This window comes from Sphingopyxis sp. L1A2A (genome assembly GCF_005502465.1).
Classification (GTDB): Bacteria; Pseudomonadota; Alphaproteobacteria; order Sphingomonadales; family Sphingomonadaceae; genus Sphingopyxis.
Genome location: NZ_SCOT01000027.1, coordinates 1 through 22645, shown reverse-complemented (window position 1 = coordinate 22645; position 22645 = coordinate 1). Strand labels below are relative to the sequence as shown.

Genomic DNA, 22645 nt, shown 5'->3' with positions numbered 1-22645 from the left:
GCGAGGCGAACCGTCTCTATCAGAGTCGGTCCCGAAAGGAATGATATGACGGATACGAGCAGCGGGGGCGCGCTGGAAGGCATCAAGGTCGTCGAGATGGGCCAGCTGATCGCAGGTCCCTTCTGCGGTCAGCTGCTCGGCGACATGGGCGCCGAGATCGTCAAGCTCGAACCGCCTGAGACCGGCGACCAGATGCGCAACTGGGGTCAAGGCGACAAGCCCAGCTGGTGGCGCGTGATCGCGCGCAACAAATATTCGGTCGCCGCCGATCTCCGCTCGGCGGAAGGCCAGCAGCTGGCGCGCGAACTGATCGCGAAAGCCGATATATTGATCGAGAATTTCCGCCCCGGCACGCTGGAGAAATGGAACCTCGATCCCACGGAATTGCGCCAGACCAACCCCGGGCTGATCGTCGTGCGCGTGTCGGGCTATGGACAGACGGGGCCCTATTCGGCGCGCGCGGGCTTCGGCGGCATCGGCGAGGCGATGGGCGGATGGCGCGGCATCGTCGGCTATCCCGACCTGCCGCCCGCGCGCATGGGCGTGTCGATCGGCGACACGCTCGCCGCGACTTACGGCTGCATGGGCGCGCTCGCGGCGCTGCATCATCGCAGCAAGACGGGCGAAGGCCAGATTGTCGACTCCGCGCTTTACGAAGCCGTGCTGCAGGTGATGGAATCGACCGTGTCCGACTATTCGGCCAGCGGCACGAAGCGCCGCCGTACCGGGTCGACGCTGCCCGGCATCGCGCCGTCGAATGTCTATCCGTGCCGCGACGGCGAATATCTGATCGGCGCCAATCAGGACGGGGTCTTCGCGAGGCTTGCGGCAGCGATGGGGCGGCCCGAACTCGCGAGCGACGAACGTTATGCCACGCACCGCGCGCGCGGGGTACGGCAGGAAGAGCTCGACGCGCTGATCGGCGAATGGACCGCGACGCTGACGATCGGGGAGCTGGAAGCGAAGATGGTCGAGGCGGGCGTTCCCGCGGGCCGCGTTTTCGATGCCGAGGACATGATGCGCGACCCGCATTTCACTGCGCGCGAGGCGCTGGTGACGGTCGCCGATGCGGAATTCGGCGAGGTCACGATGCAGGGGGTGTTTCCGAAGCTGTCGGCAACGCCGGGCAGCGTCCGCCGCCCTGCCCCACTGACGGTCGGACAGGATACGGACGATGTTCTCGAACGCTGGCTCGGGCGGGAGGTTTGACGCGATGATCACACTTTATGGCGGCCCCACCCCCAACGCGCGCAAGATCGCGATTGCGCTCCTCGAAATGGGGCTCGAATGGCGGCTAGACTATATCGACATCCTCGCGGGCGATCAGCTGACGCCCGAATTCCTTGCGCTCAATCCGAACAACAAGACCCCGGTGATCGTCGACGACGAAGGGCCCGAGGGGACGAGCTTCACGCTCTGGGAAACGGGCGCGATCCTGCTCTATCTTGCCGAAAAGACCGGGCGGTTCGTGCCGACCGATCCGGCGGGGCGCGCGACCTGCTGGCAATGGCTGATGTTCCAGGTGTCGGGCGTTGGCCCGATGTTCGGGCAGGAAGCGCATTTCACCCATTATGCCAAGGACCGGCATGAATATGCGATCGCCCGCTATTCGCGCGAGGTCGACCGGCTGATGATGGTGATCGACAAACGCCTTGGCGAAGCCGAATGGCTCGCGGGCGCGGACTATACGATCGCCGACATGGCTACCCTGCCCTATCTGCGCCGTCAGCTGATCGAAAAAGCGGGGCGCTTTCCGAACGTCGACCGCTGGGGTGCCGCGATGCTCGAACGCCCTGCAGTCGCCGAAGGAATGACGGTCGGTGTCGCGCGTGCCGAGACGATCGAAGGTGGACTCACCGGCTTCACCGACGAGCATCGCGCGATCCTGTGGGGCGACCGCCAGCACGCGGCGCGGTAATATCCCTTCGTCATTGCGAACGTAGCGAAGCAATCCAGGGCGGTTTACCCGCGCTCTGGATTGCCGCGTCGCCTCCGGCTCCTCGCAATGACGAATTGAGGCATCAATCCTTCGCGGCGGCGTGGTTGGCGTCGCCGAACATGTTCGACCATTCCTTGTCGTCGAGTTTCTGGTGCCGGCCGATATATTTGGCGGGTGCTTTCAGGTCGTCGCGCGCCATAGCACGCACCACCGCCGGCCGCTCGCCGATGCGCTCGAACCACGCGTGCATAGCCGGCCATTCGTCGAGCCCCATTCCCATGACGAAGGCAGAAGCGCGGCCAGGCCAGATCGCCATGTCGGCGATGGTATAGTCGGCCCCGCCAACATAGACGCTCTTCTCCAGCCGCTTTTCGAGCACCGTAAGCAGACGCTTCAACTCCTTTGTATAGCGTTCGACCGCATAATCCTGCCCGGCGGGGGCATAGCGCAGAAAATGGCTGGCCTGCCCGCTCATCGGCCCGAGCCCCGCAACCTGCCAGGTCAGCCATGATAGCACCGTCGCCCGTGCCGCGCCCGACGCCGGCAGGAAGCGCCCGCTCTTCTCGGCCAGATATTGGAGTATCGCGCCCGACTCGAACACCGTCACCGGCCGGTCCTCACCGACCGGATTCTGGTCGACGATCGCAGGCAATTTGTGGTTCGGGTTGATCCGCCCGAACGCGGCGGACAGCTGGTCGCCCTCGAAAATATCATAGGGAATGACGCGACAGGGTTCGCCGATTTCTTCGAGCATGATCGCGATCTTCTGCCCGTTCGGGGTCGCCGAATAGTGGAGGTCGATCACCTCACAGCACCTCATGGATCACATGGCGCACCCCGAATTCGGTGCGCTCGCCGACTCCGACCGCGAGCACCCCGTTCAGCCAGTCGTAGGTCTTGCTCGCGGTTTCGAACACCGGCGCGATTCGCAGATAATAGCGCGATGCGTCGGCATCGGGGACGGCCGGGTCGACGAAGGTCGCGCGCACATCGTCGGGAATGATGTTGCGGCCGGTGTAGCTGAGATAGATGAGGTCGCCATCATCGGTCTGCCACACCGCGCGGGCATCGAAGGTGCCGACCGAAGCGCTGTCACCAAGCCGCCCGCTGCGCGACCAATTGCCACCACCGGGCAATACTATACCGTTGATACGCGGTCCGAAAAACCGGCCGCCGCTGATATAACCCAGCCGCTGATCGCCGAACGGCGACGCGCCGATGCCGATGATCCCGCTCCCCACTTCGAACTCGACTATACACAGATGGCGGGTCGCCAGCGCCGGCGGCCCCTGATCCCGATTTTCTTCCTTCATGGCACGAATCCTCCTTCAACCTATAGACAAGCATAAAACCATTAGTATACTAAGGGTCAATCAGATTGACGGATCGGAAAGTCTTCCGAGACCGGCTGCACAACACTCAATGGGAGGGTGAACATGAAGGCTCGTAACCAGTTTCTGCTGTCCGGCGTCGCGACGATGGCAATGCTTGTCTGCGCCGCACCGGCGATGGCTCAAGCCGCCGCCGACGATTCGGCGATCGCCGACGACAGCGACACCAACGAAATCATCGTCACCGCGCGCTTCAAGAATGAATCGCTGCAGGACGTCCCGCAAGCCATTTCAGCCTTTGGCGAAGAGGCGCTGACCAAGATCGCGGCGCGCGACATCACCGACCTGGCGCCGTCGACGCCGAACATCAGCATCCAGCCGGTGGCGACCTTCTCCAACTCGGCCGCGATTTTCATTCGCGGCCTTGGCGCGCAGGGCATCGAATCGACCGAGGAAAGCCCGGTCGGCATCTCGATCGACGGGGTCTTTGTGACGCGACCGGTGGCGACGATGCTCGACACCTTCGATCTCGACCGGATCGAAGTGCTGCGCGGGCCGCAGGGCACGTCGTTTGGCAAGAATTCGCTCGCGGGCGGCATCGCCGCCTATACCAAGAATCCTGGCCGCGACTGGGGTGTGCAGGCGGAAGTGACCGTCGGCAATTACGGGCGCATGGATGCGCGCGCGGCGGTCAACATGCCGCTCATCCAGGATACGCTGGCGGTCCGCCTCGTCCTCAACAAGGAAACCTATGACGGCTTTTTCACCAATCGCCTGAACGGAAAGAAAGTCGGCGGGCAGGACCGGCTGACCCTGCGCGGCACCGTGGTCTTCACGCCGACCGAAAATCTGGACATCAACCTGAAAGCCTTCTTGGTCCGCGACCGGTCGAGCGCGCCCGGCGGCGACACCGCGCCCGACCGCACCAAACTTTTGTGGCAGATCTTCCGGTTCGAGGAGCCCAACGACGGCGCCTTTACGATCGGACGCGATTTCCCCGCCAATCACGACACCGACCAGCTGGGCTTTATCGGCAATGTCGGCCTCGACCTTGGTTCGGTCGAGCTCAAGTCGATCACCGGCTATATCGAAACCGACGATTTCAACGACAGCGATTTCGACCAGTCGGAAATCTTCTTTTTTCCTACTTTTCGCCTTCAATCGCACCGTCAGTTCAGCCAGGAATTGCGCCTGCAATCCGATTTTTCGGACCGGGACGACGCCTTGTCGCGCCTCAACCTCGTTTTCGGCGGCTACTACCTGAAGCAGAGCTTTGAGTTGGCGCAGGCCTTCCCGACGCTTCCCGTGCTGCTTGCGCCGACGCTGCGTTTCGGCAGCCAGGATTTTGTGACGCAGGACAATACGGCCAAGGCACTGTTCGGACAGGCAATCTATGGCATCACCGACCGGCTGAACGTGACGTTTGGCGTCCGGCAGAGCTGGGAATCAAAAGACTATTTCCGCGATCCGACCGGAACCCTGCTGTCACCCGCCTTTTTCAGCTCGCGTTCTGTGGTCAAGTCGCTGGCCGAGATGGAAGCGATCGCCAACACCAATCTGGCCGCCGGAAGGGCATTCAAGCTGGGCTACGACCGCGACCGGATGTCGTTCAAGGGCGGGGTTGACTATCGCCTGACCGACGATGTCATGGTCTATGCGGGTTACAGCCAGGGTTATAAGGGCGGCGGGTTCGGCGCCCGATCGGCGACGACGACGACCGCAGGTCCGACGCAGGACAATACGTCGGAACTGTTCGAGGCTGGTTTCAAGGGCGATTTCTTCGACAATCTGCTTCGGCTCAACCTCACCGGCTTCGTCACCAAGTTCAAGCAGCTGGAATTCGGCGTATTCTTCCCCAACCCCAATGTTGCGTCGGGCCAGGAAACGTCGCAGCTGAACATCGGTTCGGCGACGAGCCAGGGGATCGAACTGGAAGCCACGCTGAAACCGACGCAGAATTTCCGGCTGTCGGCCAATGTCGGCTATCTCGATACCAAATACACCGACTTCTGCGCCGACATCGACGGCCCTTCCGCTTCGGCAACCCCGCCGACGTCGACTTGCGGCAACGTCACCCGGCTGCCGAACGGCACCTATCTGGTCGATGTCGATCACACCGATAAGAAGTTGGTCCGTGCGCCCAAATGGCAGACGCAGGTGTCAGCCGACTATACGGTGCCGCTCGGCAGCGCCGGCAATCTGTCATTCCGCGCGGCGGCGCTCTATCGCAGCATCTCCTATTCGACCGTCGCCAATGATTTGGGCGGACGGACGGGCGATTTCGTCCTGGTCGATGGTTCGGTCGGCTGGGAAAGCGAAGATGGGCGTTTCCGGGCGATGCTATGGGGCAAGAATCTGACCAACAAGCACTATGTGGCGGCGTTCACCCCGACCGCCCAATTTTTCAACCAGCGCTTCTATGGCGCGCCGCGGACCTTTGGTCTGACGCTCGGCGCCAGCTTCTGATCCGACGCCACCGAGCAAACGCTCCGGCATCGGCACGTGACGAATGAAAGCCCCCTGTCCCGCCGGACAGGGGGCTTTCTTGTCGCCACTGCGTCAATCGTAAAGCACGTTGACAGAGAAACTTAAATACCTAAGTATTTTTCGGACGAGAAGACTCGCGCTTTTTTGGGGAGAGTTATGATAGAGGCTACCGCCCTCGATGGAGGCGCCGCGGCGCCCGACCGCGGCCTAGCGGCGCGCCGCAACGTCGCACTCGCCATGCTGTTCGTGGTCGGCACGATCAACTTCGTCGACCGCCAGCTCTTGTCGGTTCTCGTCGAACCGATCCGCGCCGACATGCAGTTCAGCGACACCCAGTTCGGGCTGCTCACCGGGCTTGCCTTCGCGCTCTTCTATGCCGCGATGGGGGTTCCCGTCGCGATGGTCGCCGACCGCTGGAACCGCATCAAGCTGATTGGCATCGCGTGCGTCGTGTGGAGCGGCTTTACCGCCGCGTGCGGCATGGTGTCGAACTTCTGGCAGCTCGCGGCGATGCGCTTTGGCGTCGGCGCGGGCGAGGCTGGCGGCACCGCGCCCTCGCTGTCGGTACTCGCCGACTATTATCCCCCCGCGCAGCGGCCGCTGGTGATCGGCCTGTTCACGCTGAACGGCCCCTTCGGCGTGTTCGTCGGCGCCGCTTTCGGCGGCTGGGCGGCCTCGACCATCGGCTGGCGCGGGGCTTTTCTAGTGATCGGCGCCGTCGGCATCGTCGTCGCACCGCTGCTTATCTGGCTGGTGCGCGAACCGGCGCGGGGTCAGATGGACGCCCAGACGGGGGACGATACGCCGCTTCCGATCGGACAGACGCTCGCGATGTTCGCACGCCGCCGCTCGCTGCGCATGGTCATGATCGGCAGCGGGATGGCGGCTTTCGTCAGCTATGGCATGCTCAACTGGATTCCCGCCTTCCTGATGCGCGTTCAGGGCATGCCGCTCAGCGCGATGGCGACCTGGTTCGCGCCCGCGGCCGGCATCACCTTCGGCATCGGCATATTGGGCGGCGGCTGGCTGGTCAGCCGCGCGGCGCGCAAATCGCCGCGCGCCTATGGCACCATACCGGCGTTCGCTGCCGCGGTACTGATTCCCACCTTCATCGCGGCGCTGCTGGTCGACAGCTGGCAATTGTCGCTCGCGCTGATGCTCGTCCCGATGGCCGCGTGCATCGTCTATGTCGCGCCGGCGCTGGCGCTGGTCCAGAATCTCACCGCGCCGCGTTCGCGCGCCACCGCGTCGGCGGTCCTGATGCTGATGTTCAACATTGTCGGCCTAGGGCTCGGCCCGCTGTTCGTGGGCATGATCAGCGACGCACTGAAACCCGAATATGGCGACGAAAGCCTGCGCTGGGCCTTGATGGCGATCATCCCCTTCGCCGTCGCAGCCGGCGTCGCGCAATATGCGATGACGCGGCACCTGGACAAGGATTTCGCCGAATGAGCGAGAGGATAGGGTGATGGACAGCGACGACGATATTCGCGCGATGGCAAAACGCTTTTTCGACGCGATCGAAGCGGGTGACATCGAAACGATGCAGGGCAGCTTCACCCCCGATGCCGAGATCTGGCACAACACCGACGAGCTGATCGTCACGCCCATGCAGACCGCGCAGACGCTGACCGGCATGGTCGCGCGGATCAAGGACCGCGAATATGCCGACCGCCGGCTCAGCGTCTTTCCCGGCGGCTTCGTCCAGCAGCATGTCCTGAAGGGCAAGCGCGTTCATGACGATGGCGAGGTCCGCCTGCCCTGCGCGATCATCTGCAAGGTCGAGAGTGGGAAGATCACCCGCCTCGACGAATATTTCGATTCGGCGCACGTTGCCGAGTTCCGCAAATTTGCGAACGCCTGAGGAGTAAATCGATGCCCGTGCTGCGCCAGGTTCCCCGCTCGGAAGTCACCGACGAGACCGTCACCGCTTATTACAACCGCCTGTTCGGCGAACGCGATCCCGTTGCCGAGCCCGGCACCGCGACCGGCACGCCCGGCGACTGGTGGACGGTCTTCGCGCTCGCGCCCGACATTTTCAAACATGCGATCGACGGCTTCGCGGTCTATCGCCATCCGGCGCGCAAGATCGACCCGGTGCTGCGCGAGCTGGGCCAGACGCGCGCCGGTTGGGTGAAGGGCAGCCAGTTCGTTTTTTCGCAGCATTGCAAGTCGCTCCGCGGCCTTGGCGTCAGCGAAGAGAAGATCGCAGGCATCGCTTACTGGCAGGTCGCCGACTGTTACAACGAGCAGGAACGCACCGTGCTCGCCTATGCCGACTGCCTCGCGCAGGCCAGCGGGCGCGTCCCGCTCGAGGTCTTCGACAAGCTCAAGACCTTCTGGGACGACGAGCAGATTTTCGAATTCACCTACATCACCTGCCTCTATGACATGCACGCTGTGATCACGCGCGCGCTGCGCATGGAATATGACGCGCGCGAGGATCCGATCGTCGAGATCGCGGCGCCCGCAGGCTTTAGCGCCGCCGACTTCCTCAGCGCGCCGCGCCCAAAGGCGGAATAACCGGCTGCGGCGCGTCGGCATGATCCCTATGTCGCCGCGTCGACCACCGGCACACTCTATCGCGTTCGCTGGCCGCCTGCGGGGGCTGGAACTGCATTAACCGTCAATTTAATTGACGGTTAATGCAGTTGGGGCTAGAAAGTCTCAAGGAAGAGGATGGGCATGAAATATTACAACTCCATCGGCCCCAACCCACGCGTCGTGACCATGTTCATGGCCGAAAAGGGTGTCAAGATCCCCGAGGTCATGATCGACCTGCGCAGCGGAGAGAACCGGCGAGCGCCCTATAATGTCGATGTGAACCCGGCGGGACAGACGCCCGCCCTCGAACTCGACGACGGCAGCGTCCTCTGCGAAGTCACCGCGATCTGCGAATATCTGGAAGAACGCTTCCCCGAAACCCCACTGATCGGCACCACCGCCGAAGAACGCGCGAACACGCGAATGTGGACGCGCCGCGTCGATATCAAGATTTGCGAGCCGCTCACCAACGGTTTCCGCTATGCCGAGGGCCTGCCGCTGTTCGAGACGCGCATGCGATGCCTGCCCGAAGCGGCGGCAGGGTTGAAGGCGATCGCGCAGGACGGGATCGCATGGCTCGACCCGCTGATCGCGGGCCGCAACTTCATCGCCGGCGACCGCCTGTCGCTCGCCGACCTGATGCTCTTCACATTCCTCGATTTCGGTGCGTCAGTGGGACAGCCGATCGACCCCGCCTTCACCAATGTCCAGCGCTGGTACGAACAGATGAAAAGCCGCCCCAGCGCCAACCCGACCTGAGTTACAGAAGAGGAGACGGATCATGGCTGCGACCAATAGCGAATTCGAATTTTGCGGGGTCAATCACCTCGCGCTGGTGTGCAAGGATATGGCGCGGACGGTCGAATTCTACCGCGACACGCTCGGCATGCCGCTGACCAAGACGATCGACCTGCCCGGCGGGCGCGGCCAGCATTTCTTCTTCGACATTGGCAATGGCGACAGCCTCGCCTTCTTCTGGTTCCCCGATGCGCCCGAAGCGGTGCCGGGCATCTCTGCCCCCGCGGCCCTGCCGACGAAGGGCAGTTTCGTTTCCGCCCACGGGTCGATGAACCACATTGCGATCAACGTCCGCGCCGACAAATTCGACGATTATTATCAGCGACTGATCGCCAAGGGCATCGAGGTGACCCCGGTGCTCAATCACGATGATTCGCCGATGCAGGCGTCGGCCGAACTGCACGAGGGCGTCTTCGTCCGCTCGGTCTATTTCTTCGACCCCGACGGCATCTGCCTCGAATTCGCGGCGTGGACCAAGGTGTTCGACGAAAGCGACGTCGCGCACGATCCGGTGCAGGCCGACGGCACCAAGCGCGAAGGTTTCATCACCGGCCGTGCGCCGGTGCCCGCCCAATGATGCTATTCCTCTAGCTAGGAACTCCTCCTGACCCGGCTTCGGCCGGGTTCCCTTTTTGCGCTCCAGCTGTGACGGATCTTATCCAACCGCGCGGTCGCGGCCTTCCCAATAGGGCGCGCGCAGCTCGCGGCGCAGCACCTTTCCCGACGGGTTGCGCGGCAGCGCGTCGATGAATTCGATGCTTTTCGGCACCTTGTAGGCCGCGATCCGCGTGCGTGCCCAAGCGATGACGTCGGCGGGTTCGGGCGCGCCACCCGCCGCGGGAACGATCAGCGCCTTCACCGTCTCGCCCCACCGGTCGTCGGGAACGCCGATCACAGCGACGTCGGCGACACCAGGGCAACCCATGATCGCGCTTTCAACCTCGGCCGGATAGACATTCTCACCGCCCGACACGATCATGTCCTTGATCCGGTCGTGAACGAAATAGAAACCGTCGGCGTCGCGATAGCCGACATCCCCGGTGTGCAGCCAGCCGCCCGCGAGCGTTTCGACCGTTGCCGCCTCGCGGTGCCAATACTCCTTCATCACGACGCCGCCGCGGATCGCGATCTCGCCGATCGCTCCGTCGCCGAGTTCGCGCCCTTCGCCATCGAGGATCGCCATTTCGATCCCCGGCCAGGGCTTGCCGCACGAGGTCAGTTTGCCCGGCAAATCGTGCGCGCTAGGCGACAGATAGGAGCCGCCGCCGGCTGACTCGGTCATCCCATAGAATTGCACGAAGTCGCAGCCGAAGGTCGCGCGCGCGCGGCGCAGCACATCCTCGGCAATCGGCGACGCGCCATAGGCGATCGACTTGAGCGCCAGATAGGCGCCTTGTGCGGCCTCGGGCTGGAGCAGCATCATCTGGATCATCGCAGGCGCGAGGAAGGCATGCGCGACATCTTCCTCGCGCATCATGCGGATCGCATCGGGCGCGGTGAAATCCTTGACGAGCGCCAGCCGCCCGCCCTGCGCGAGGCCCGAGAAACTGACGTTCGTCCCCGCGACGTGGAACAGCGGCATGACGATCATCACCGTCTCGTCTTCGCCATAGGCGAAACCATCGACCTCGGTCGCGGCTTCCAGGAATGTCCGGTAATTGGCGTGGGTCAGGACGACGCCCTTGGGCAGCCCGGTGGTGCCGCTGGTGTAAAGCTGGAGCACATCGTCGGCGAGCTCGGGTCCGGGCAACGCCGCATCCGACGCATCACCGAGCCAGACATCGAACGGCTCGAACGCCGGATGCGCGCCATAGAGCGCGACGAGGCGCGGCGGCGACGCGAGATCAGCGATCGCGGTCAGCGCACAGTCGAAGAAATCCTCGCCGACGAACAGCAGCTTCGGTGCAGCATCGCCGAGGATGAACCCGATCTCGGCCGGCGCAAGGCGGCAATTGACCGGCGCGAAACAGGCGCGTGCCCGCGCGCTGCCGAAGAAGAGCGGATACCAGCTGTCGTGATTCTTGGTCAGCGCTGAAACGCGGTCGCCCGTCGCCACGCCCGTCGCGAGCAGGGCGTGTGCGACGCGGTTCGACTGCGCGTCGAGCTCGGCGAAACTCGTCTCCCGCTCCCCGAACTTCACCGCGGTCGCATCGCCCCGCACCCGCGCCTGCGCCGCCGGAATGTCCGCCAGCGTCCGGATGGCCTCCAGATCGATCATTTCGCTCTCCCAATCGTCGTTTCGACTTGAATTAGATAGAATACTAAGCAAATGCTTGGCCAGCTAAAAAATCGAGAGGACTGGCCTTGTTCAACCACCCCATCCTGCCGACAACCGTCGTTGGAAGCTATCCCCAGCCCGACTGGCTGATCGACCGCGAGCGGCTGAAGGCCAGCCTGCCCCCGCGCGTGCGCGCGGAGACGCTGTGGCGTATCCCCGAACCCTGGCTCGCCGATGCGCAGGAAGCCGCGACGCTGATGGCGATCCGCGATCAGGAAGAGGTTGGCATCGACATTATCGGCGATGGCGAGATGCGCCGCGAAAGCTATTCGAACCGGCTTGCGACCGCGCTGTCGGGGATCGATCCCGACAAGCATGGCAGCGCGGTCGATCGCACCGGCAAGTCGAACCCGGTGCCGCTGGTGTCGGGGCCGATCCGCCGCGTTGCGCCGATCGAGGCGCAGGATGCTGCCTTTCTGCGCCGCCATTCGTCGCGGCCGGTGAAGCTGACCCTGCCCGGCCCCTTCACGATGACCCAGCAGGCCGAAAATGGCTGGTACCCCGACGCCAAATCGCTCGCGATGGACTATGCCGACGCGGTCAATGCCGAGGTGAAGGATTTGTTCGCGGCGGGGGTCGATGTCGTGCAGCTCGACGAACCCTATCTGCAGGCGCGCGCCGACGAGGCCGAATATTACGCGATCGAGGCGATCAACCGCGCGCTTGATGGCGTCGACGGCATAACCGCGCTCCACATCTGTTTCGGTTACGCGATGGTGCATCATGGCGCGGGGTCGACCAAGCCGAAGCCCAAAGCCTATGATTTCCTTGCCGAACTCGAAGCCTCGGCGATCGACGTGATTTCGATCGAGGCGGCGCAGCCGGGGCTCGACCCCGCGATCCTCGCCGAACTGCCGACCAAGACGATCATGTACGGCGTGCTCGACCTGTCGATTCCCGAGGTTGAGACCCCCGAGGTCGTCGCGGGCCGCATCCGCGAGGCGCTGCGCTATATCGACGCCGAACGGCTATGGATCGCGCCCGACTGCGGCATGAAATATCACAGCCGTGAGCATTCGCAGGCGAAGCTGAAGGCAATGGTCGACGGCACGGCATTGGTGCGCGCGGAGCTGAAATAGAACTGACAGATGTGTTCCCCGGCGAAAGCCGGGGTCCATGCTGGTATGCACTGGCCCCGGCCTTCGCCGGGGAACACAAGGATTATGTGTCCAGGAAGTCCGTCAACAACGGCGCCAGCACCTCGGGCGCCTCCACCGTCGGCAAATGCCCCGCACCCGACACGACTTCCAGCCGCGCCCCCGGGATCGCATCCGCAATCTCTTCGTGATGCGCGCGGCTGGTGATGCCGTCCTTCTCGCCCCAGATAAGCAGCGTCGGGACGGCGATCTCACCCAGCCGCGGACGGCTGTCGATCCGCGCCATGATCGCGCGCTGCTGCGCGAGAAAGGTCTCGGCGCCGGTGTCTGCCGCCATTTGTCGCGCGATGCCGAGCAGCCGTTCATCGCTGCGCTTTTCCTCGGGAAACAGGATTGGAATGCGCTCCTCGACCACCTGATCGAACCGCCCGCTTTCGACAAGATCGATATAGCCCTGCCGTCGCGCGGTCTGCGCCGGGCCATCGGCCGAGGCGAGTGTTGAAATCAGCGCGAGCTTCGCCACGCGTTCGGGCGCACGGCGCATCACTTCAAAGGCGATAAAGCCCCCCATCGCGTGGCCGACCAGCACGAATTTGGGCGGCGCGTTGTCGAGCAGGCGCTGCGCGAATCCCTCAATGGTATCGTCGCTGCGATTGTCGGCGACGATGACTTCGCAATCGCCCCACGCATTGAGCAAGGGTTGCCACACCGCATCGGTCAAAAGCTGACCGGTTATCAGAACAATAGAAAGTGACATTCAGACCACCTGATGGAGTAGCGCCTCGCCCGCGGCGAGACGACGGCAATTTTCCTTGGCGACAGAGAGGCTACGCACAAGCGTTTCGGGCGTCAGCCAGGCGATATGCGGCGCGAGCACCGCGTTGGGCAGACCGAGCAGTGCGTTGTCACGCGGCAACGGCTCCTCAGCGAACACGTCGAGCCCCGCACCGAGCAGATGCCCCGAGGCCAACGCCTCGACCAGCCGCGCCTCGTCGACCAGTTCGCCGCGCGCCGTGTTCACCAGCACCGCGCCCGTCTTCATCGCGAGCGGGTCGATCGATGCCCGTGTCTCGTCGGTGAGCGGGATGTGCAACGAAACGATATCGGCCTCGGCGATGAGCCGATCGAGCGGCCAATAATCATAGCTCACGTCACGCTGGCTGCGCGCGGTGTAGACAACTTTCGCACCCAGCACCTCGAGCACAGGCGCGAGTCGCTGCGCCGAATTGCCCAAACCGACCAGCCCCACCGTTCGGCCCGCTATTTCGCCAACGCTGTCGAGCTCCGACGGATCGGCCGTCCACCCCTCGCCTTCCCGCGTGCGCGCATCGAAGAAGCAGGTTCGGCGCAGCACGGCCATCATCAGCGACAACGCCATTTCGGCGACCGCCTGACTGTTTGTCCCCGGCATATTGCACACCGCGACGCCATGATCGCGGGCTGCTTCGAGTGCGATCGTGTTCACACCGACGCCCAGCTTCTGAATGAGTTTGAGCTTCGATGCCGACGCGATGAAATCGCCTGTCACCGGGGTGAGCACATGGAGCAGCGCGGTGATCTCACCCGCCACCTCGTCGAGCGGGGCTGCCTCGTCGACATGCGTCACGACGCCGGGACCGAAAATCCGGTCCACTGCCTCATGGAACCCGGGGCTGGGGCGCGCGTGGAGGACGATCATGCCGGCACAGCCCCGATCGACCCGGCGAAGGCCGAGAAGCCGGCGAACATGGCATCGCCGCCCATCGCTTCCTCGATCCGCAGCATTTCGTTCCACTTCGCCATGCGTTCCGAACGCGTAAAGCTGCCGACCTTGAGCTGCCCCGCATCCCACCCGGTGGCCAGATGCGCGATGGTGACATCTTCGCTCTCGCCCGAACGCGCCGAAACGATCGCCCCCCAGCCACGCCCGACCGCGGCGTCGAGCGCCGCCTTTGCTTCGGTCACCGTGCCGACCTGATTGACCTTGATCAGCGCCGCATTGCACACCGCCGCATCGGCCGCACGCTCGACCCTTGTCGCATTGGTGACGAGGACGTCGTCGCCGATGATCTGCACCTTGTCGCCGACCGCCGCAGTCACCGCTGACATCGTCGTCCAGTCATCTTGCCCCGCGGGATCTTCGACCGACAGGATCGGATAAGCGTTCGTCCATTCAATGATACGCGCCGCCATTTCCTCGGCGGGTAGACGCCGGTCGTCGAGCGCGAGATTATATCCCGACGCATCGCCGAGTTCGTTCGCCGCGATATCGAGCGAGATAAAAACCTCGTCGCCCGCGCGGTGCCCGCTCGCCTCGATCGCCTTCGTCAGCGTGTCGAGCGCATCCTCGTTCGACGCGAAATTCGGCCACCAGCCGCCTTCATCCGCTACCCCCGACAAAGGCCCCTTTGCTTCCATCAGCTTGCCCGCCGCACGATAGACATCGTCGGTGATTTCGAGCGCGCGGCGGAAGCTGCCTGCCTTGGGGCACATGATCATGAAATCCTGTACATCGGTGCGCCGTCCGGCGTGCGCGCCGCCGCCGAAAATCTGGATTTCGGGGAGCGGGATGCGCACCTTGCGACCCTCGGCGAGGTAGCGCCACAGCGGCTCGCGCGCATCGGCGGCCGCGGCATGCAATACGGCCATCGACACAGCCACCACTGCATTCGCGCCCAGCCGTGCCTTGTTCGGCGTCCCATCGAGCGTGCACAACGCCGCATCGACCGCGGCCTGGTCGCGCGCATCCATGCCCGTCAGCGCGGGGGCGATCTCCGCGCCGATCCCGGAGACTGCGCCATTGACGCCAAAGCCGCCGAACGCCGTGCCCCCATCGCGCAAATCGATCGCTTCATGTTCGCCGCGCGACGCACCCGCAGGCGCGATGGCGCGTCCCACCGCGCCCGATTCCAGCACGACCTCAGCCTCGACAGTGGGCCGTCCGCGCGAATCCCATATCTGGCGGCCGGTGACGGAGGCGATACGCGAAGTCATGGATAAGTCCTTTTCCAGTTGATGACGAGCGCGTCGAGAGGCGACGGCGCAAGGATCAGCGCGCGCGCCTGTTCGCGTACGATGTTTTTATGGTCGGCATCGGTCAGATAGGGTGCGGGCGACTTGCCCTCGACGCGCGCGAGGAGCAGCGCGGCGGTGAGCTGGCCCGCGCGGAGCAGCAACCCGGCGGAATCTTCCCAATCGATCCCCGCGCGGTAGGTATCGACCAACACTGACGCCGCTTCGATCAATCGTGCATCATCCAGCCACACCGCTTTCAACAGCAGATGGGTGGTGCAAAAGGCAAGATCGAACGCCGGGTCGCCATAGACGGCGCATTCGGCGTCGAGAAACACCGGGCCGGCTGAACTGACGAGGATATTCTTGGGGCTGACGTCGCCATGGACGAGCGCGATCTTGCGCGCCGTGAGATCGGCCGCAAGCGTGCGCAGTGCGGGTGCCAGCTCGGCGTCATGTTCGGCAACATAGAGCAGGAAGGGATCGACGCGCAGCGCGGCGAACATTTCGTCGTTCGGAAAAGCCGCGCGGTCGGCATCATTGTTCGCCGTCGCCGCGTGCACCGCGACGATCCCGCGCCCGACCGCCGCCGCAAATGCCGCATCGACACGCCCGGCGACCAACTCGTCCTTCCAGACCGGACAGCCGGGCAGGAACCGCATGGCAAAGGCGTGGCCGGTCGGCAATTCGGCCAACACCTCGGGCGCGATCTGCGCATCGACCCCGCGCGCGCGCCGGAGCCAACGCACTTCGCTGGTCCCGCGCTCGACCGGCGCCAGCCATTCGGCGGCGACGCGGAGCTGCGCCAGCGGCCGTTTGACGACGATCGGCCCCGATGGCGTCTCGATCTTCCACACGTCGCACGACACGCCGCCGGTCAGCGGCTCAAGGGCGACGTCGCTCGCGCCGATCAGGCCCGCGCCGCGCAATTCCGCGATGATATCGGCGTCGCCCTGCTCCACTTACAGCTTCTCCCGGATCCAGCTTCCGACCAGATCCGCAGCGGTCTGGCGTTCCTCGATCGAATCCTCGAAATAATGCGCGCCGGGGATCAGTTCGAGCTTCTTGTCGGTGCTGCCGAGGAAATCGAAGATCTTGCGCGCATCACTCGGGAAAACACCTGTATCTGCGGTTCCCTGAACCACCAGCGCGGGGGTGTCATGCTTGGCGAGATGCGGCTGCCCTTGGCACGGCGAGGTTTCGAGGCTCCACATGTTGAGCCAGGTCTTGATCGAATTCGCGCGCCCGATGCTGGGCGTGCGGTTGGCGATCGAGGGATCGCCGCGATAGCACCAGTTGGGCTTGCGATCCGACGGATCGATCGCGGGATCGACGCAGCGAATATCACCCCAGCACCGGAACATCGGGAAGATCCGATCGGGAATGCCCGCGTCGTTCAACCGCTTGAGTTCTGCTTTCGCCCAGTCGGTGATGCGCTGGTTGCGCGCCCGCTGCGCGGCGCGATATTTTGCGATGAACGCGTCCGAATAGGGCGGGCCATTGTCGGGGTTGAACGGGTCGAGTTCGGGATCGGTCGCAACCGGATCATTCTCGTCGATTACCGACGCGTCCATCCAGTCGGTCAGTACTTCGGGCCGCCCCTGATGCGCGTTGAAGCTGATATAGAGGTCGCCCTTGATCAGCGACGCCAGTGCATCCTGCCCAACGGACGGCAACCGGTCGGTCAGCGTCGGGACGATCGACTCGGCCTGATAGGCGCCCATCAACGATCCGCCGCCCGAATTGCCGAGAATGACGATCTGCTCGACCCCGGCCTCTTCCCTCAGCCACTTCATACCGACGCCAATGTCGAGCACTGCATGTTCAAGCAGGAACTGGTCCTCGACCCCGCGATAGCGCGTGTTCCAGCCAAGGAAGCCAAAGCCCTGCCGCGCGAAATAGGGCGCGATATAATGTTCGGAAAAATCGACGTTATAATGCGTCGCGATGATCGCGACCTTCGGCCGCTTGCCACTTTGCGTCCAGTAAATGCCCTGGCACGGATGCCCGCCCGCCTGAATGCGCGGCGCGGTCGGCGACACCAGCCCGACAAATTGCGCGTCCAGTCCTTCGATCCCGTTCGGGTCCATCATCGTCTCTCCTGATATGAATATTGTCTGTGGGTCACCACCATCGTCATGCCGGACTTGATCCGGAGTCCTGCGGCGATGGATGCCGGATCAAGTCCGGCATGACGAAGAAAGAGAACGGCATCAGCGGGCGACTTCGAAGGGCAATTGATACCCCTTCAGCCCCGCACGGATTGCTTTCTTGTCGATCTTGCCCGTCGGCCCGAGCGGGACTTCGTCGACAAACAGCACATCGTCGGGCATCCACCATTTCGCGATCTTGCCGTCGAGAAACGCCTTGAGATCGTCGGCGCAGGCCTTCGCACCATCCTTAAGTTCGCACAGCAGGATCGGTCGCTCATCCCATTTGGGATGCGCGATCCCGACGACCGCGGCGTTGGCGACGGCATCATGCCCCATCGCAATATTCTCGATCTCGATCGAGCTGATCCATTCGCCGCCCGATTTCACGACATCCTTCGCGCGGTCGGTGATCTGCATATAGCCTTCGCCGTCGATCGTGCTGACGTCGCCGGTGTCGAAAAACCCCTCGTCATCGAGCACGTCGCCGCCCTCGCCGCCATAATAGGCACCCGCGATCGTCGGCCCCTTGACCATCAGCCGTCCCGGCGTCTTGCCGTCGTGCGGCAGATGATTGCCCGCATCGTCGACCAGTTTCATCTCCAGCCCGCACAACAGCCGACCTTGCTTGAGCTTGTACGCCATCTGCGCATCGTCGGGCTTCGCGGCGACCGAGGCATTGGGCACCGATACCGTGCCGAGCGGCGAGGTTTCGGTCATCCCCCAGCCCTGAATAACATCGACGCCATAATCGTCGCGGAAGGTGCGGATAATCGATTCGGGACATGCCGATCCGCCGATCGTCACACGCTCCAGCGTCGTGAAGCGCTTTCCATTTTCCTGCATATATTGCAGCAACATCTGCCACACTGTTGGCACGGCGGCAGAATAAGTCACGCCTTCCTGCTCGATCAGATTATAGATTGATTCGCCGTCCATCCGTTGACCCGGCAACACAAGTTTGGCGCCGACAGCGGGCGCTGAATAGACGACGCCCCACGCATTGGCATGGTACATCGGCACGACGAGCAGCACGGTGTCGCGCGCCGACAGCGCCAGCGCGTCGCGCTGCAAGGTCATCAACGCATGGATATAGTTCGACCGGTGCGAATAGAGCACACCCTTCGGATTTCCCGTCGTCCCACTCGTATAGCAGAGCCCGCACGCCGCATTCTCGTCGAACCCGCCCCAGACATATTCGGCAGACTGCCCGGCGATCCAGTCGTCGAAGGCGGTCGCGGAAACACTGGTCTCGGGCATTGACCCGGCGTCGCAGAAGAAGATCACCTTCTCGATCGATGGCACCTGCGGCAACAGCTCTTCGACAAGGGCGGCGGTGGCGGGATCGGCAATCAGCAACCGGTCGCCGGCGTGGTTCGCGATATATGCGATCTGTTCGAGGAACAGCCGCGGGTTCAATGTGTGGAGCACCGCGCCCATCCCCGCCGCACCATACCAGGCCGCGAGATGCCGCGCGCTGTTCCAGCCCATCGTCGCAACGCGGTCGCCGGGCGTTATCCCTTCGGCCGCCAACGCGTTCGACACGCGCTTCGCATCGGCATGGATATCGGCATAGGTCGATCGGGTGACATGTCCGTCAGCATCGCGCGAGACGATTTCGCGGCCACCGTGCCAGTTGGCGGCATGGTCGATGATCCGGTCGACCGTCAGCGGCACATTCTGCATCAACCCGTCCATGCGGCGCTTCTCTCCCTGCGTCTTGTTTCAATAGATAGTATACTAAGCATTTTATCTTTGCAACGCCGCTCTGCCTTGCTTCGCCCGCATCGCTCTTCTAGCGTGACGGGGTCGGCACTCCGCCGGCACCGGGGGCCTATCGTAGCGTATATGCGCACAAACCAGCTCATCATTGCCCTTTTTCAACGCTTTTGCTGGCTCGACGAAGGGCTGCAGGCGCGGCTCCACGATCATGGCTGGCCCGACGTCAATCGCCCGCAATCGATGGTGATGATCAATATCGTCAGCGGCATCGTGCGCCCGTCGGACATCGCCCGCAACCTTGGCCTGTCGCGCCAGGCGATCCACAGCACGATCAACCAGATGGTGAAGCTGGGGATCGTCCAACTCGAAGTCGATCCCGGCGATCGCCGCCACATGATCGTGTCGCTGACCGATCTTGGCGCGCGGATGCGTCGGGATGCGCAGCGCTCAATGGACGCGCTGACCGCGCAGATCGCCGCAGTGCTGGGACAGGACAAGTTCGACGCGCTGCTCGCCGCGCTCGAGGCCGACTGGGGGAGCAATATCGAAAGCGCCTCGCCTGCCCCCCGTCGCCCTTCCGCCTAGGCGGCCAGCGCCTTCGCGACCGCGATCAACCTGCCCGTGGTCATTTCGACGAGCGACGCCGGAAGCGCCTCCTTCAAACTGCCATCCTCGGCAAAAGCCGCGTGCGCGGCCGGCACCACCACCTGTTCGGGAATCACCAGCATCTGGATGGTCGACAGGATCTGACGCAAGTGCATCAGCCCGCGCAGCCCGCCAAAAGGACTGATCGACGCCGACATGATCGCCGCCGCCTTGCCGCGATAGGCGGTCAGCGCAACAAGGCTCTCGTCGCCGGTCGGGCGCGAGGCCCAGTCGATCGCATTCTTGAGCAGCGGCGGCAGCGATCCGTTATACTCGGGCGACACGAAAGTCAGCCCGTCCTGCGCCGCGAACAGCGCCTTGAGCTTCAGCGCATCGGGCGGAAAGGCGCCTGCCTCCAACGCCGCCGAATAGAGCGGCAGGTCGAAGGCCGCGAGGTCGACGCGTGTCACGCTCGCCCCCTGCGCCCCCAGACTCGCGGCGGCGAGGTCGCCCAAGGCGCGGTTATACGATCCCTCGCGCGTGCTGCCGACGATCACTGCAATGCTGGTCATTTTCCCTCCCGGACAAAATAATTAGTATACTAACCTATTGTCCGGTGGATCGGCAAATTGCAAGCCTCAGGCCTTGATGTCGGAGAGCACCGCCAGCTTGCGCGTTTCGTCGCCCAGATTGTCGATCACGCGGCGCATCAGCCCCTGAAGCACCTCGACCTCCTCATCGGTCAGGCCCTTGGTCGCGATTTCGTGGATCTCGGCGTTCATCGGCGCGAGAATCAACTCAAGCTTTTTGGCATGCGGCGTCAGGTGGATGAAGGTCTTGCGCCGATCGTCGGTTGTCTTTTTGCGCGTGATCAGCCCGGACTTTTCCAGCCCCTTCAGCGCAACGACAGTGGTCGGCTCGCGCATGCCGACGCGCTCGCTCAGCTCACGCTGGGTAATGCCGTCCTCGCGCCACAGCTGGCGCAGGAAACGCCATTGCCCCGCCGACACATCGTGCGTCAGCGTGCGGCGTTCCAGCAGCCGTGAAAAGGAGCGGAAGACGACGCGCGCCAGATAACCGATGCTGTTTTCAGGATCGGTGTAATATTCGGCTGGATGCCGGTAATCCTGTGTTTTCTTGGCCAAAACCCTGCTCCCCTGCCGCGGCCCCTGACGTCGGACGCCCGTCCGCGTGAGTGCGAACCTTAGGACGCGAAGATTCCTCCGGCAACCTCCTTCGTCGCCGTCGGGATTGCCGAGCCGCATTCCAACCCCGCGATATCATTGGACATCGCTGTCACGATCACTTACTTAGTATACTAAGTTAATGGAGGCCGTTTTGCAGAAATTTGTTCGGGTGAAAGCGGTCGCGGCGCCGTTGCCGCTCGCCAATGTCGATACCGACATGATCATTCCGGCAACCTATATGAAAGCGCTTACCCGCACCGGGCTCGGCAAACATCTGTTCCAGTTGCTCCGCTTTACCGAAGACGGGAGCGAGCGCGCCGGTTTCATCCTCAACCAGATCGCGTGCCGCCACGCGCAGATACTCATCGCCGACCGCAATTTCGGTTGCGGATCGTCTCGCGAGCATGCGGTGTGGGCGCTGACCGATTTCGGCATTCGCTGCGTCGTCGCGCCAAGCTTTGGCGACATATTCTCGGGCAACGCGCGTAAGAACGGCCTGCTGCTGATCCGCTTGCCCGAAGCGCAGTGCGAAGCGGCGCGCGAAGACATCATTCTCGCCCAATATGCGCCGATCGAGGTCGATCTGGAGGCGCAGCAAATCCGCCTCGCGTCGGGCAAAGTCATCGATTTCGACGTCGACCCCTACGATCGCCGCATCCTGATGGAAGGGCTGGACGATATCGGCCGCACGCTGCGCCATGCCGACGCGATCGCGCGGTTCGAGGCATCGATCTAGCCGGGCATTTCGGGCGCCGCGATATGCCCCGCGAGCGCGCTCGCCGCGGCAAGCGCCGGGCTCATCAGGTGGGTGCGGCCGCCACGCCCTTGCCGGTTCTCGAAATTGCGGTTCGACGTCGCGGCGCAGCGTTCGCCGGGTTGCAGCCGGTCGGCGTTCATGCCGACACACATCGAACAGCCGGGTTCGCGCCAGTCGAACCCCGCGGCGCGCAGCACCGCGTCGATCCCCTCGGCCTCGGCCTGTCGTTTGACCAGCCCCGATCCCGGAACGACCATCGCGCGGACGTGCGGCGCCACGCAGCGACCGCGCACGACATCAGCCACCACACGCAGATCCTCGATCCGGCTGTTGGTGCAACTGCCGATGAACACCCGGTCGAGCCGCAGCCCGGCGATCGTCGCGCCCGGCGCGAGGTCCATATAGGCCAACGCCCGCTCGGCCGCCGTGCGCGTTTCGACATTTTTCAGCGCTGCCGGATCGGGAATGCGTGCGTCGATCGCGACAACCTGCGACGGGTTCGTGCCCCAACTCACCATCGGCTGGACATCGCGCGCATCGACCCGCACCTCGCGGTCAAACCCGGCAGCTTCATCGCTCGCCAGCGCCCGCCAACGCTCCACCGCAGCATCCCACGCCGCGCCGGTTGGCACCGCGGCCCGCCCCGCCAGATAAGCGAAAGTCGTCGCATCGGGCGCAACCAGCCCCGCGCGCGCGCCCATCTCGATGCTGAGGTTGCACAGCGTCATCCGCCCCTCCATCGACAGCGCGAGGATCGCCGCGCCGGCATATTCGATGAC

Annotated in this window: 23 protein-coding genes; 11 read left to right on the top strand and 12 right to left on the bottom strand. The window is 63.8% G+C overall.

Features of this window, described 5'->3' with window-relative positions:
* The first annotated feature begins 45 nt into the window (after window positions 1-45).
* Both FFS68_RS13630 and FFS68_RS13625 read left to right on the top strand, forming a co-directional pair.
* A complete protein-coding gene (locus FFS68_RS13630) occupies window positions 46-1209 on the top strand; it encodes a CoA transferase (RefSeq protein WP_137753751.1) in 1164 nt (387 codons plus the stop codon).
* Window positions 1210-1213: 4 nt separating this feature from the next.
* Window positions 1214-1918 (top strand): glutathione S-transferase N-terminal domain-containing protein, encoded by a 705-nt coding sequence (locus FFS68_RS13625; protein ID WP_137753750.1) that lies wholly within the window; start codon window positions 1214-1216, stop codon window positions 1916-1918.
* A 103-nt stretch (window positions 1919-2021) separates the two neighbouring features.
* Here the strand turns inward: FFS68_RS13625 and FFS68_RS13620 are convergent, their stop codons facing one another.
* The gene (locus FFS68_RS13620) at window positions 2022-2744 is read right to left on the bottom strand and encodes a glutathione S-transferase C-terminal domain-containing protein (protein WP_137753749.1); all 723 of its coding nucleotides are present in this window, start codon (window positions 2742-2744) and stop codon (window positions 2022-2024) included.
* Window position 2745: 1 nt separating this feature from the next.
* Window positions 2746-3252 (bottom strand): DUF3237 domain-containing protein, encoded by a 507-nt coding sequence (locus FFS68_RS13615; protein ID WP_137753748.1) that lies wholly within the window; start codon window positions 3250-3252, stop codon window positions 2746-2748.
* 123 nt (window positions 3253-3375) lie between these two features.
* On the opposite strand from FFS68_RS13615, the gene FFS68_RS13610 reads away from it, so the two are divergent.
* From FFS68_RS13610 to FFS68_RS13585, 6 genes are all read left to right on the top strand, one after another.
* The gene (locus FFS68_RS13610) at window positions 3376-5736 is read left to right on the top strand and encodes a TonB-dependent receptor (RefSeq protein ID WP_137753747.1); all 2361 of its coding nucleotides are present in this window, start codon (window positions 3376-3378) and stop codon (window positions 5734-5736) included.
* 177 nt (window positions 5737-5913) lie between these two features.
* A complete protein-coding gene (locus FFS68_RS13605) occupies window positions 5914-7209 on the top strand; it encodes an MFS transporter (protein WP_137753746.1) in 1296 nt (431 codons plus the stop codon).
* A 16-nt stretch (window positions 7210-7225) separates the two neighbouring features.
* On the top strand, window positions 7226-7621 hold the full coding sequence (locus FFS68_RS13600; protein ID WP_137753745.1) for a nuclear transport factor 2 family protein: 396 nt from the start codon (window positions 7226-7228) through the stop codon (window positions 7619-7621).
* Window positions 7622-7632: 11 nt separating this feature from the next.
* A complete protein-coding gene (locus tag FFS68_RS13595; RefSeq protein ID WP_137753744.1) occupies window positions 7633-8280 on the top strand; it encodes a carboxymuconolactone decarboxylase family protein in 648 nt (215 codons plus the stop codon).
* Window positions 8281-8442: 162 nt separating this feature from the next.
* The gene (locus FFS68_RS13590) at window positions 8443-9060 is read left to right on the top strand and encodes a glutathione S-transferase (RefSeq protein ID WP_137753743.1); all 618 of its coding nucleotides are present in this window, start codon (window positions 8443-8445) and stop codon (window positions 9058-9060) included.
* 22 nt (window positions 9061-9082) lie between these two features.
* Window positions 9083-9676: a VOC family protein gene (locus FFS68_RS13585; RefSeq protein WP_137753742.1), complete on the top strand. Its 594-nt coding sequence runs from the start codon at window positions 9083-9085 to the stop codon at window positions 9674-9676.
* Window positions 9677-9754: 78 nt separating this feature from the next.
* Here the strand turns inward: FFS68_RS13585 and FFS68_RS13580 are convergent, their stop codons facing one another.
* Window positions 9755-11317: a long-chain-fatty-acid--CoA ligase gene (locus FFS68_RS13580; protein WP_137753741.1), complete on the bottom strand. Its 1563-nt coding sequence runs from the start codon at window positions 11315-11317 to the stop codon at window positions 9755-9757.
* An 86-nt stretch (window positions 11318-11403) separates the two neighbouring features.
* On the opposite strand from FFS68_RS13580, the gene FFS68_RS13575 reads away from it, so the two are divergent.
* Window positions 11404-12456 carry a cobalamin-independent methionine synthase II family protein gene (locus FFS68_RS13575; RefSeq protein ID WP_137753740.1) on the top strand — a complete coding sequence of 351 codons (1053 nt, stop codon included), beginning with the start codon at window positions 11404-11406 and terminating at the stop codon, window positions 12454-12456.
* A gap of 82 nt (window positions 12457-12538) precedes the next feature.
* On the opposite strand, the gene FFS68_RS13570 is transcribed toward FFS68_RS13575, so the two are convergent.
* The 6 genes from FFS68_RS13570 to FFS68_RS13545 all read right to left on the bottom strand — a co-directional run bounded on the left by FFS68_RS13570 (window position 12539) and on the right by FFS68_RS13545 (window position 19313).
* On the bottom strand, window positions 12539-13231 hold the full coding sequence (locus FFS68_RS13570) for an alpha/beta fold hydrolase (RefSeq protein WP_137753739.1): 693 nt from the start codon (window positions 13229-13231) through the stop codon (window positions 12539-12541).
* Entirely contained in the window at window positions 13232-14152 is a 921-nt protein-coding gene (locus tag FFS68_RS13565; RefSeq protein WP_137753738.1) for an NAD(P)-dependent oxidoreductase, read from the bottom strand.
* Entirely contained in the window at window positions 14149-15447 is a 1299-nt protein-coding gene (eno, locus tag FFS68_RS13560) for a phosphopyruvate hydratase (protein WP_137753737.1), read from the bottom strand. Before eno ends, FFS68_RS13565 begins: the two co-directional genes overlap by 4 nt.
* Window positions 15444-16427, bottom strand: coding sequence for an aminoglycoside phosphotransferase family protein (locus tag FFS68_RS13555; RefSeq protein ID WP_137753736.1), 984 nt, complete (start codon window positions 16425-16427; stop codon window positions 15444-15446). Before FFS68_RS13555 ends, eno begins: the two co-directional genes overlap by 4 nt.
* Entirely contained in the window at window positions 16428-17558 is a 1131-nt protein-coding gene (locus FFS68_RS13550) for a lysophospholipase (protein ID WP_249340159.1), read from the bottom strand.
* 120 nt (window positions 17559-17678) lie between these two features.
* Window positions 17679-19313, bottom strand: a complete 1635-nt coding sequence (locus FFS68_RS13545; protein ID WP_137753735.1) for a long-chain-fatty-acid--CoA ligase — start codon at window positions 19311-19313, stop codon at window positions 17679-17681.
* Window positions 19314-19463: 150 nt separating this feature from the next.
* Between FFS68_RS13545 and FFS68_RS13540 the strand changes: the two genes are divergently transcribed.
* Window positions 19464-19922 (top strand): MarR family winged helix-turn-helix transcriptional regulator, encoded by a 459-nt coding sequence (locus FFS68_RS13540; protein ID WP_137753734.1) that lies wholly within the window; start codon window positions 19464-19466, stop codon window positions 19920-19922.
* Here FFS68_RS13540 and FFS68_RS13535 read toward each other — a convergent pair.
* Both FFS68_RS13535 and FFS68_RS13530 read right to left on the bottom strand, forming a co-directional pair.
* On the bottom strand, window positions 19919-20494 hold the full coding sequence (locus FFS68_RS13535; RefSeq protein ID WP_137753733.1) for an NAD(P)H-dependent oxidoreductase: 576 nt from the start codon (window positions 20492-20494) through the stop codon (window positions 19919-19921). The two genes, FFS68_RS13540 and FFS68_RS13535, sit on opposite strands and share 4 nt — an antisense overlap.
* 66 nt (window positions 20495-20560) lie before the next feature.
* Window positions 20561-21067, bottom strand: coding sequence for a MarR family transcriptional regulator (locus FFS68_RS13530; RefSeq protein ID WP_137753732.1), 507 nt, complete (start codon window positions 21065-21067; stop codon window positions 20561-20563).
* 193 nt (window positions 21068-21260) lie between these two features.
* On the opposite strand from FFS68_RS13530, the gene leuD reads away from it, so the two are divergent.
* Window positions 21261-21845 (top strand): 3-isopropylmalate dehydratase small subunit, encoded by a 585-nt coding sequence (gene leuD / locus FFS68_RS13525; protein WP_249340158.1) that lies wholly within the window; start codon window positions 21261-21263, stop codon window positions 21843-21845.
* On the opposite strand, the gene FFS68_RS13520 is transcribed toward leuD, so the two are convergent.
* A partial coding sequence (locus FFS68_RS13520; protein ID WP_249340157.1) for an aconitase family protein occupies window positions 21842-22645 on the bottom strand: 804 nt, incomplete at its 5' end. The two genes, leuD and FFS68_RS13520, sit on opposite strands and share 4 nt — an antisense overlap.